The sequence below is a fragment of the Solemya velesiana gill symbiont genome (genome assembly GCF_002020805.1).
Lineage (GTDB): Bacteria > Pseudomonadota > Gammaproteobacteria > Chromatiales > Chromatiaceae > Sedimenticola_A.
Genome location: NZ_MPRJ01000090.1, coordinates 1 through 10,409, shown reverse-complemented (window position 1 = coordinate 10,409; position 10,409 = coordinate 1). Strand labels below are relative to the sequence as shown.

Annotated in this window: 11 protein-coding genes; 4 read left to right on the top strand and 7 right to left on the bottom strand. The window is 48.1% G+C overall.

From position 1 onward, the window contains the following. Window positions 1-96: 96 nt before the first annotated feature. From BOW53_RS11345 to BOW53_RS11330, 4 genes are read left to right on the top strand one after another with little or no spacing between them, the layout of a single operon-like run. A complete protein-coding gene (locus tag BOW53_RS11345; protein WP_078488097.1) occupies window positions 97-1,440 on the top strand; it encodes a M16 family metallopeptidase in 1,344 nt (447 codons plus the stop codon). A 4-nt stretch (window positions 1,441-1,444) separates the two neighbouring features. Further along, window positions 1,445-2,827, top strand: a complete 1,383-nt coding sequence (locus BOW53_RS11340) for a M16 family metallopeptidase (protein WP_078488096.1) — start codon at window positions 1,445-1,447, stop codon at window positions 2,825-2,827. Further along, on the top strand, window positions 2,818-4,482 hold the full coding sequence (locus tag BOW53_RS11335) for a peptidase domain-containing ABC transporter (protein ID WP_245832130.1): 1,665 nt from the start codon (window positions 2,818-2,820) through the stop codon (window positions 4,480-4,482). Before BOW53_RS11340 ends, BOW53_RS11335 begins: the two co-directional genes overlap by 10 nt. Beyond that, a complete protein-coding gene (locus tag BOW53_RS11330; RefSeq protein WP_078488095.1) occupies window positions 4,479-5,804 on the top strand; it encodes an HlyD family type I secretion periplasmic adaptor subunit in 1,326 nt (441 codons plus the stop codon). Before BOW53_RS11335 ends, BOW53_RS11330 begins: the two co-directional genes overlap by 4 nt. Window positions 5,805-6,025: 221 nt before the next feature. Here the strand turns inward: BOW53_RS11330 and BOW53_RS11325 are convergent, their stop codons facing one another. The 7 genes from BOW53_RS11325 to BOW53_RS11300 form a co-directional block, all read right to left on the bottom strand. Next, window positions 6,026-6,505 (bottom strand): lysozyme, encoded by a 480-nt coding sequence (locus BOW53_RS11325; protein WP_078488094.1) that lies wholly within the window; start codon window positions 6,503-6,505, stop codon window positions 6,026-6,028. Then, window positions 6,502-6,687 (bottom strand): hypothetical protein, encoded by a 186-nt coding sequence (locus tag BOW53_RS13410; RefSeq protein ID WP_245832129.1) that lies wholly within the window; start codon window positions 6,685-6,687, stop codon window positions 6,502-6,504. Before BOW53_RS13410 ends, BOW53_RS11325 begins: the two co-directional genes overlap by 4 nt. 194 nt (window positions 6,688-6,881) lie before the next feature. Beyond that, window positions 6,882-7,115: a hypothetical protein gene (locus BOW53_RS13405; protein WP_245832128.1), complete on the bottom strand. Its 234-nt coding sequence runs from the start codon at window positions 7,113-7,115 to the stop codon at window positions 6,882-6,884. After that, window positions 7,112-7,360 (bottom strand): hypothetical protein, encoded by a 249-nt coding sequence (locus tag BOW53_RS13400; protein WP_245832127.1) that lies wholly within the window; start codon window positions 7,358-7,360, stop codon window positions 7,112-7,114. Before BOW53_RS13400 ends, BOW53_RS13405 begins: the two co-directional genes overlap by 4 nt. Window positions 7,361-7,374: 14 nt before the next feature. Then, window positions 7,375-7,668 (bottom strand): DUF6127 family protein, encoded by a 294-nt coding sequence (locus BOW53_RS11310; protein WP_078488093.1) that lies wholly within the window; start codon window positions 7,666-7,668, stop codon window positions 7,375-7,377. Window positions 7,669-7,692: 24 nt separating this feature from the next. Then, window positions 7,693-9,945 carry a host specificity factor TipJ family phage tail protein gene (locus tag BOW53_RS11305; RefSeq protein ID WP_342748434.1) on the bottom strand — a complete coding sequence of 751 codons (2,253 nt, stop codon included), beginning with the start codon at window positions 9,943-9,945 and terminating at the stop codon, window positions 7,693-7,695. 45 nt (window positions 9,946-9,990) lie between these two features. After that, complete coding sequence (locus BOW53_RS11300; RefSeq protein WP_216641104.1) at window positions 9,991-10,242, bottom strand: hypothetical protein; 252 nt, start codon at window positions 10,240-10,242, stop codon at window positions 9,991-9,993. Between the last annotated feature and the right edge of the window lie 167 nt (window positions 10,243-10,409).

Sequence of the window (10,409 nt, the reverse complement as noted above, 5' to 3'; positions counted from 1 at the left end):
GCGAAACCATTCAAGTGGACCAAGCCGGCAGCTCATATTATTGCTGCCGTAGGTCGCGCTAAGAATGCGTTACATAATTAACCGCATGGCCCACTAGTGTGGATTTGTACTGTTAGGCCACTGCATCGGATAGTTTTAGCAATTGCCGTTTTAGTTGGCGGGTTTTACGTCGCTGGCGCGCTTAAAGCTCAAAAATCAGAAATAATCTCTGTCAGTTCGGCAATTTTTGCCAGTGCTTTGTTGATACCAAACCCACAAATTGAAGATGTTTATCTTTATCTTGTTTTCCCATCAGGTGAAGCGGCAAATCCGTTTGATGAGGGGTTGGCGCATTACGTTGAACATCTTGCTTGGCTGAGCGCTTTTGGCGGTTCTAACAATAATCACGAACGCCATTCTAATGCATGGACCAATCAATTCAGTACCGGATATTGGCAAATAGCAGATGGGGATGATCTGCGTAATGCTTTAGGGCGGCTGATCGCTGTTTCCGAACCGCTCAGCGTCAACAGCGATTTTGCGCTTCAGGAACGAAGCATCGTTTTGCGCGAATATGATTATAGGGTCGCTGAGCGTCTTTTATATCCTGTGTATCGCGATATGGATAAGATTCTTTACGGTGATGGCACCTTGGCACGTTCTGTTATTGGCGAACCATCGGTTATAGCCCGATATTCGCTAGATGATGCAAAAAACCTGCACAGACAAAGCCATATTCTGCGCTCAGCAACCTTGCTGGTTTATGGTAATGTAGATAAATCTCAGCTTGAAGCGGCTTTGAGCGCATTGCCAATTGAACAAAGGCCTAAACCTATCATGAATTCAACCTCGAATGGCTGGGTTGAAGATGGCTTGATAAAAGACAAAACCTCTTTGTCTATTTCTGAACTGAACGAAGATACGTTCCTGTATCGCAAATTAGTTCCACTTAGTATCTGTAATTCACCTGCATATTGTGAAACTGTCCGAGAAATTTCAGAAGATGCGCTGAACTCTGCGCTTCTAGGTGGTCTGGCTGGCCCGCTTGAGTTTGACCAGTTCGTTACGCGAGACTTTTCGCTCGACATCAATCTTATCAAAGATGCTTATGTTGAAATTAGTTTCACAGCGCATCCCGATAGTAATATTTCACTAGAAGAGGTAGAGCTTGCTTTTCAGGATAGCTACCGAACGACATTACAAAATGGTCTAACACCTAAGACATTTGAGCGCATCAAATCACGATTGAGTGGTGAATTGGATAGTATTTTGACTCGAGATCGCCCTCGTTACATTCGTGATCTGACCCTTGATCAACTTATGTCTGCACAGCCAGTATTTTCTTTGTCAGATAAAACGGGGACTCTTGAATCAATACAGCTTGAGGATGTAAACCAGTTCTTGAGGTCATTGTTAGCTAATGGTCGGGAAGTAACCCGCTTTGTGATGGCAGAAAGGTAGCCTTATGACTAAGATAAAAGAGATCTTGATTTATGCCGTGATGCTGATCTCCTTAACGGCATGCGGAGAAGACGATGAAAATCGGAAGGTCGTTCTGGCCGAAACCCCTAATGGCCACCCGTTCTACTTCATGCCGATTTATGAAAAAGAGGTTACCGATATAACCATCACCATTGCATGGCCAATGGGCTGGGCTTATGATGCAAATAATAATCCAGCGGTGCCTTATGTAGCGGCAGAAGCAATTTTGAGTGGAGGAACTAAAGAACTCGCGCCACAAGATGTGCTAGAATTATTCAATGACAAAAACGCATCAGGGCAACTTTATGTAAGCGCCAACCACGCTATCGGCGAACTGAGTTTCCCAAAGGAACATATCGAAGATGTCATCTCGATAACCAGCGAGATGCTTACTGCGCCTCAATTCGATCAGGCGTGGGTTGAGCGTATCAAACAAGGGTTCTTGGCAAACCAAACTCAATCGCATGCACAAACCGCAAATAAAATGTGGGCTGCAGCCAGACTTGCTATCCTAGGGGAAGGGCCTCTCAATGATTTTTTAAGCCTTCCTGATCTTGGTGCTATCGAAAGCGTTAGCCTTGACAATTTGCGCCGTTGGCATAGTGAAACTATTGTGAGAGATGGGGTAACGATTGCGGTTACAGGGGCGATCAACCGCAAAGACGCGGGCAAAACTGTTGATCAGCTACTCTCTGGTCTGCCAAAGGGGAAAAACCTAGATGTTGCAGATACGCGGCCGAATATTAAACCAAGAACTATTTTGCTTCATCTGCCTGATGCCGAAAAAACCACCCTTGGATTTATCGGGCAATTGCCGCCCACATTTGAAGGCAACGATTTAACCGATTTACTCGCCTTAAATTTCTTTTCTCGACCAAGCAATGGCCCGCTTTTCGATGCGATCCGTACCGAGTTAAGAGCGAGCTATGGTTTTCAAGCTGGCTTCGCGAATTTTGACCGCGCAACCCGGATCATGTTCATAGCAGGAGAAGTTGAAACTGCAAGACTAATACAGTCAAAAGATGTAATAAGCATCGCATATGAAGCTTATCGTTCTACGCCTGATCTTACCAACCTCAGTGAATTTCAGCAAAGGATGGCGGATGGGACAGCGCAAAACATACTCTATGTCGATATAGCGGCAAGAACGATATTACAGTTGGCATTAGATGGTCGCGATCCTAGCGATGCGCCTCGTTTAGATGAACTGCTGGCAGCGATAACGGCAAAAGATGTAAAAGAGCGTCTCATATCGGTTTTTCCACAAAGCAATAACCTGATTGTTGTCGCCGCGAGCCCGGATGTTGATGCCCTTCCGGGTGCTTGCGTCATTACACAAATTAAACAGGTGACGCAGTGTCCATAGAAGATGATAATAATGGGCGAGAAATACCGCTCTCATGGTTTACTCAACCCCTTTGGAAATACGCACCACTTTACATTGAGTTGGTTTTCCTTGCGATTTGTATACGCCTTATCGGTTTAGTCGAGCCATTCATTTTCCAAGTGATTATCGACCGTATTCTTCCTTTTCAACGGGAAGCATCCCTCATTGTGGTTGTTGCGGTTTTCGTGGCTGTGAGCTTGTTTCAGATGGGGTTTGAGGTACTGTCGAGCCTGCTTAGCATACTGACAGCCAATCAGGTCACGCGCGAATTCGGATCACGCATATTCGACCATCTGTTCAAGCTACCTTTCAGCCATTTCCGTAAATGGTCCGTTGGTGAAACAATCGCGCGAGTTAGTGAGACTGATACGATCCGTAACTTTCTCGTTGGAACTACGACGGGGGTATTCCTCGACCTCTTGTTCATGGTGATCTACATAGGCGTGCTCCTATCTCTATCTGTTCCGCTCACAATGATCGTGCTCGTAGCCCTTCCATTGCAATTTTTGGTTTATTTTGGCTTTGGCCCATTCTTACGTCGACGGTTACGCGTTCAGTTTGATGCAGGTGCAAAGCACCAAACCCAGATGGTTGAAAACATCTCTGGCATCGCAGCAGTGAAAGCTCTGAGCGCCGAAAGAAAGATGCTGGAAGGGTTGAACAAAACTCTGAACAACAGCCTTTTTGCGAGTTACCGGGTTGGCACTCTTAACATTTTCAGCGATAAACTCACGTTCGTTATAGAGCGCGGCGTGACGATCTCGATTATCTATTTTGGAGCAAATCTGGTTTTTGCTGGTGAAATCTCTCTTGGACAGCTTATTGCTTTTCATCTGCTCGCAGAAAAGGTCACAGACCCAATAGCCAATTTTTCCCAGCTTTGGGAAAACTGGCAAAACATCAAAGTTTCCCGCCAGAGGCTTGGTGATATCATTAACTCCGATGTAGAACCCTTCGATGCTCGCCCAAAACTATTACCCGACGTCAAACCACGTCTGACATTTGAAAATGTGGATTTTTCTTACGTAGAAGGCCGTCCAATCTTGAAAAAATTTAACTTTGAGGCCGCTCCGAACTCTCTGACATTGGTTGTAGGGCCGTCAGGTATAGGTAAATCTACATTTGGGCGATTGGCTTCGGGTATTGATGTGCCATCAGATGGACGAGTTCTCTTGGAGGGTGAAAATATCGCAAATCATGAACCACATGATGTGCGTACAAAAATCGCCTATATTCCGCAGGAGCCATATCTTTTTTCGGGAACGATCCGAGATAACCTACTCATCGGCGACGAGGCAGTAGCAGAAACGGAAATTGAAGAGGCACTCAAAATCTCAGCCGCGGATATATTTGTTTCTCGTTTACCAATGGGGCTTGATACCGATATTGGAGAGCGTGGGTCGGCATTGTCCGGTGGACAGAGGCAACGTATTGCCATTGCCCGATCCTTGATCAAGAAGCCCAAGGTTATCATTTTTGATGAACCAACAAGTGCGCTAGACGATCTCTTGCAAAGCAGGATGGCAGAGGAGTTCAAGCGGCTGAAGGCGACAACAACGCTAATCATCATCACGCACAGACCAGATGCGTTTGGACAGCCGGATCAGATCATTGATTTCGAGAAATTGTCATGATCGAAACAACTAAACAAATAAAAATCACCTCTCCGACCCTTCATGTAACTATCTGGTTCACAATTTTTGTTTTCGTTACCATCGTTGTTATGGCGTACTTCTTTAAGGTAGAGGTTGTCGCGCGGGGGCAGGGAAAGGTTGTACCATTAAGCCGGGTTCAAGTTGTACAACCTGAATTTGACGGTAAGATTACCGCAATCCACGTACGAAATGGGTCAAAAGTACACCAAGGCGATATACTTGTTGAACTAGACATAACTGATGCTGAGGCAGAGTTAAATACTATCACCGCTGAAATCTCGCAACTTCGGATTGAGCAAACGCGAATTGCAGCTTTAGTTTCAAGCATTGATGGAAGAGATATTCAAACAGAAAGTTTCTCTAGGGAAACCCTCCTTGCCTTCGAAGAAAGTGCCAATACGAAGAATGAATTCTATGTAGAACAAACCAGGTTGCTTGCCGCTGAGGTTGACAACTTGCAGGCAATGCTGTCTGAAATCACAGCAAGAGTAATCACGAACGAACGCTCGATTTCTGTAACACAGGCAAACATTGATCGGACCGAAGCCGCTATAGTCATTCAAACTGAGCGTTTGAAAATGGCGCAGGAGTTACTTGGTCAGGGAGTATCTAGCCGGTCAGTTTTTCTTGATGTTCAGGAAGCGTTTACCGCCTTGGAGGCAGAACGCGAAGTGTATCTTCGTGAACTTAGTCAAAAACGTAGCCAAGAGACTGGCCTTCGATCTGAACGGCGCAGCATTATAAGTGCACAGCGAAGCCGCCTTTTACAGCGTAAATCCGATATTGAAGCTCGTCTGATGACATTACAAGAGCAGTCGCGCATCGCAGAACGGCGAATAATTGCGGCACAGTTGACAGCACCGATGGATGGTGTCGTGGATCAGTTGAAAGTGTTTACGATTGGAGCCGTAGTAAAGGGCAATGAACAGGTGATGGGCATTGTGCCAGAAGATCAGGATGTTGAAATTGAAGCAGTTTTTACCAATGATGATATCGGGTTTGTTGAGATTGGGCAGCTCGCCAATATCAATCTTGATGCTTATCCGTCCGAACGTTTCGGTTTTGTTGTGGGTGTTGTGTCTGATATAGCGGCAGACTCAGCCGAAATAGCAGAAGGTGTTTGGGCTTTTCAAGTGCGTGTAACGCCGAAGGCAAGCAAATTAACAAATGGTCCAACACAGTTTGCTCTACGTCCTGGTATGACAGCTGTTGTTGATATTACCACGGACAAACGCCGACTGATTAGTTATTTCTTCGCGCCTATTGTAGATACCATCCATTCTGCACTTGGTGAGAGATAACTTTACAAGATATGGCCTTGGGCAATTGATCTGCTCCTGAATTTTCGTCTATTTTTGAGTGTAGACCTTAGACAAGACCGCTGCATAATAGCAAAATACATTCAAATGATTCCACTTATATTTTTTGTCCCCTTTGTGTGATGCACTGAGCATTCGAATTATGCAAAAGTCTTAAGGCTGAAATCGTATTAGGACGCTTCCGAAATGTGTGGCTTCATGAATCAAGAAATATAGGTCGTAGCTTCAGCAGCGCGTCGTCGAACCAGCCCTTTGAGCTTACGTCCGCCCGCCCAGACCCAGCGCATGAATTGCTCTGGTACTTCGGCGTGTTCTTCGCGGTTGATTTTACGGCGCAGTGTTGAACGCTGGAGCGCACCACCGCCCAGATTATAGGTGAATGACACCAGCGCATCGAACTGACCGTCTGTCAGCGGTACGTTAATCAGGCGAAGGACAGCACGCTCTGCGATCTGGGCATCTTGGCGCAAAAGCTCTTCTCCCTTCGTCTCATCAATGCCTGACGAAAAGTCCTCGTCGTCTTTGACAACATGACCATAGCCGATTGTGGGATAACCAGCTGGGCAAAAATAAACGGTCCGAGAGAAGCCCTCGAACCGTTTGATCAGGTCCAGTCCCTTATCGCTAACGGCGCGACGTTTAGTCGCCCCGTTCGGGCGCTCAAAGTGTGTGATATGTCTCATTTTTCCAGTATTCCTATAACTTTCAGGTTCTTGCTGCCATATTCAAAAACGCCATGCCATTGCTCTTGCCCGAGGACTTCTTTGCGCTCGATCATCACCGTAAAGCGGTCAATGCCGTATTGTTTGGCAGTGGCGTAATCTTCCAGCGCGTACCAAGCTTTACGGGCCAGTGTGGTGGCCATTTTTTGACCGTATATTCAAAAGCATTGAGCAGTGCTTCCAGCTCTGCATCGGTGCATTTTTCGTTTTGAACATCCTCAATCATGGCTTTGTAAAATAGTTTGCTCATGGCGTTATTTCCTTGTTTTCAATTGCTTTTTACACTTACAGTAACGCTTCATTCTGGGCGCTTATCAAGTGAATAAGATCATGTTTTTCAAGGGTTTGAGCGGAACTTGGCCAAGGCGCGTTGACCGAACCAAAAGGACATGACAGCGGCAAATAACGCCTGTGTTTCGCTGTCCCACACCGCAATCAGTCCGTCGGTAATTCCGACACCCTGATCCAATAGCTTGAACAGTGCAGCGGTTTTGACGGTGGCAAACAGAATAAAAAACGCGTAGGTGATAATCGGGCGCACAGAGGCACGCAAAGCCTCAACCCATTTCACACCGCTGGGCTGGCTGGCTGGCTGGCTGGCTGGCTGGCATGAGCATAGAGCGCCTTGCTTTCAGCCACCTCGGCCTGCACCTGTATTTCTTCAAGACGTTGTGTGTGGCCTTGGCGTTGCGCTTCCATCTGCCGATCCAGAATGGCCAACTCATGTTTACGGTCGGCATGATCACGCCAAAGTTTCAAAAAATCCGGGAATGCGGATGATAAAAAGCCCAGCAGGCTTCCAAGTAATGTCAGCATAGTTTTTCTCCTGTTTATTTGGGGGTGAAGGGTCCAAGTTTTGCAGCCACGCCTGCGACCAAGAGCGCCAGCACACCAATGGTGATCCAGCGCACAACGGTTTGCAGAAAGGTGCGTTGCATGGTTTTGATTGAGCCTGCCAAATCGCGCAGTGTGCGGATGTCGTTGGCGGCTTCTTCATCGGCCAAGCCAACTTCTTTCAGGGCTTTTCTGGCCCCTCGGCAGGCAGCTTGCTCCAGCAGAGCTTCAAATTCTGTACGCGGCAGGCACACCATATCGTCCTGCCGCTGATGGTTATCAGCGGTCATGATTACTCTTCCTGTTTTTAAAGGTTATTGGTCGGCGGTATGGACGACCGGATTTTCAGCAACGGCGCTGATTTCAACCAGCTCACCGCGAGGCCGGACAGCCGTGACGCGTGCTAGCGTGCTCCATTTCTCACCAGCGCCAAAGGCAATATGCGTGCGCTCTTGCAGCTCTCCGGTGTAGGGCGTGAAGTCGAGTTCATCCTGCAAAACCACCTGATTGGGTGTTTCACCGGGTAGCACAAGCCACGGACCAGAAACGCTGCCATCTGCTTTACGCAGACTGATGAAATGATCCCCAAGCTCCTCAGACCATTCCAATGGCTCCGATAGGCTCAGAACATTGTCATCAACCGCAGTAACCTCGGCACCTTGGCCCCAGCTCGGCATATCATGGGCAATTGCAATCAGATCACCGTAAGTGGGGATCAAGCCTTCCAACTCGGTTTGAAAGGTCACCAAACGCCTGCGGTAGCGATTGGCGGCGGCCATATATTTGCCTTCTCGGATAGCTTGGGCTTTTTCAGTGCAGCCAAACAATCGTACCCGGGCAGGTTGATCGCTGGTGCTATCCGGCAGGCTGACGGTTTCTTCTGCCGTTTGCCATGTCTCCTTTGAGAAATACTCCACCGTAACGCTGTCAGCCGTATCATCACTGGCCAGCAGATATTGGATTTTGAGGCTGTTCTTCACAATGTTGCGCGGGCTGAATAACGCGACTGGGATTGAGCGTTGCTCATCTCTGACAAAGCGAACAGTGCCACTTTGCATGAAACTTACGGCGCGACCACAACGTGCTGTGCGGCTCAATGCTTCCCATACCGTGACTGTTTGATCAAAAACGGCATCGAAATAATCACCGCGAGATTGCCAATTGGCATCCAGCGCCTTGAGCTGTGTAAGATCAATCCGGCTATCATCCAGTTTGCCGCCATATTGACTGCGGGCAATATCTGCGAGAGCCCATGCAATGGAGCGTGTAGTTTGTGGCGCTGACCATCCGGTGACTTCATCCCAAACAGGCAATTTGCGCGTGACAAGGCAGTTCACCATCCGTGAAGAGCGTTGCGATAAATTATCCGTAGCCCGCATTTTCATGGCGATGAGTGTGACGTTTCCAAAATCAGGCGTTTGATCCAAGACAGCTTTTAAGCCGCCCCAGCGAAGCTCATGCCCGGCTCTGGCAGATGTATCCTTGGCATCGGTTCTCAAAGCTCGCACTTCATAACGCCCCACCACCACCGCATAATCAAACGTCATGCGTTGCGGTGTATTGGTGGCCGCTGTGAGGGTTTCACTTCCCAATGTTTGCCATGCGCCAATGGCTGTACCGTCATCATCGATCTGACGCGCTTCAAATTGCCATGTGATCGTGCGGTTGTTCAGGCCGCCACTGTCATTGGCGTAATAGACCCCACGCGGCATGACAATATCGACACTGATCTGATGACAGTTGGTTTGTGCAGGATTGACCACAAAAGGCCCAACCCAATCACCGCCATCGCCTGTGCTGAGTAATTCCTGTCCTGCGACCTCGGGTGCGGTGACCACATCAGTATCAAATAGCGTAACGGCATCACCGGGCTGCACGATTTCATAGTCAATTTCTTCAAAGGAGCTGATTGGTGTATCTTCAATACGGATCTGCTCCAGATCATATTCACCCTGACCAATGCAGTGCAGCTGATGCAAATATTGCTCGTTATTCTGATAGAGCGAATATGGCGTTGCGGCCAGATCGGGATAGACAATGTGCCGACCATAAACCACCGGGATGGGTTGACTTAAGCGTGCCTGATTGCCTTGCGCCTGCAATGAATAGGTCGGGCTGGCTGCAGGCGTATTCCCAAAGCCACTATTTAGACTGGTGGATGGCACAGGTGGTGGTACCAAGACATTCAACAGCGCACTCCCGGCAAAGGCCACACCAGCGGTGACCAATGCAATTCCTACAGTGCTGGTGACACCAATCGCCCCCGCAAGCGCAGCTCCGGCATAAGGGGCTGCAACCATGACAGCAATGGTCAGGACGGATCGTAAAATCTTGCCACCCCCACCGCCGCCACCTTGGGGTAGCGTGATAAAGGTGACGATGTCAGACAGACCAATGATGATTTTATGCCATTGTTCCCGTAACACCGCTTCGCCATTGAATAGGCAGATGGTAGGACGTTCAAATTCTGTGATGCCCGCTTCATCCAGCCATTCACGAATGGTGATGGGATGATCAACCGCAAAAATGTCGCGTCCGCGTGCTGGCATAAAAGGATTGTGAAGCATGTGGACGCAAGCAAACATGGGAACCTCGTTATTTGTTAGTCTGGTTTAGCGGGTATCCCCCTGAAACCGATAAAACCCTTCAATCTGCCAGCCTGCGAGTTTGAGACTGGCCATATTCTGGAAGACCACACCATTGCCCTTCACGCAGTGAAGAACACCTTGTTCGCTAGGGCTGATGGTGATCCATATGCCCACATGGATGGGGTGGCGGGATTGGCGCATCAACACTGCATCACCTTGTTCTGGTGTATCGGTGAGTTGCCAGCGTTTGCGCTCTGGGTGATCTCGAAAGGTCAAAGCCAAGCGCTTTAAATTTCCCTCTGCGACAGGAATATCGGGCAGGTTTCGGCCAAAATGATGCTTTTGTGTTGATTTGCAGTTAAAACTGACCCAGGTTTTGCATCTAATATTGACCCGCCTAGATAGCCGGATTATGGCCTGAGATTACTTTCTTTTTCCAGTTT

What these genes read in the sequence shown, in the direction of transcription:
- BOW53_RS11340 (WP_078488096.1), top strand. Translation starts at nt 1,445, where the DNA reads ATGACTAAGATAAAAGAGATCTTGATTTATGCCGTGATGCTGATCTCC.
- BOW53_RS11330 (WP_078488095.1), top strand. Translation starts at nt 4,479, where the DNA reads ATGATCGAAACAACTAAACAAATAAAAATCACCTCTCCGACCCTTCAT.
- BOW53_RS11325 (WP_078488094.1), bottom strand. Translation starts at nt 6,505, where the DNA reads ATGAGACATATCACACACTTTGAGCGCCCGAACGGGGCGACTAAACGT.
- BOW53_RS13410 (WP_245832129.1), bottom strand. Translation starts at nt 6,687, where the DNA reads ATGGCCACCACACTGGCCCGTAAAGCTTGGTACGCGCTGGAAGATTAC.
- BOW53_RS13400 (WP_245832127.1), bottom strand. Translation starts at nt 7,360, where the DNA reads ATGCTGACATTACTTGGAAGCCTGCTGGGCTTTTTATCATCCGCATTC.
- BOW53_RS11310 (WP_078488093.1), bottom strand. Translation starts at nt 7,668, where the DNA reads ATGACCGCTGATAACCATCAGCGGCAGGACGATATGGTGTGCCTGCCG.
- BOW53_RS11305 (WP_342748434.1), bottom strand. Translation starts at nt 9,945, where the DNA reads ATGCTTCACAATCCTTTTATGCCAGCACGCGGACGCGACATTTTTGCG.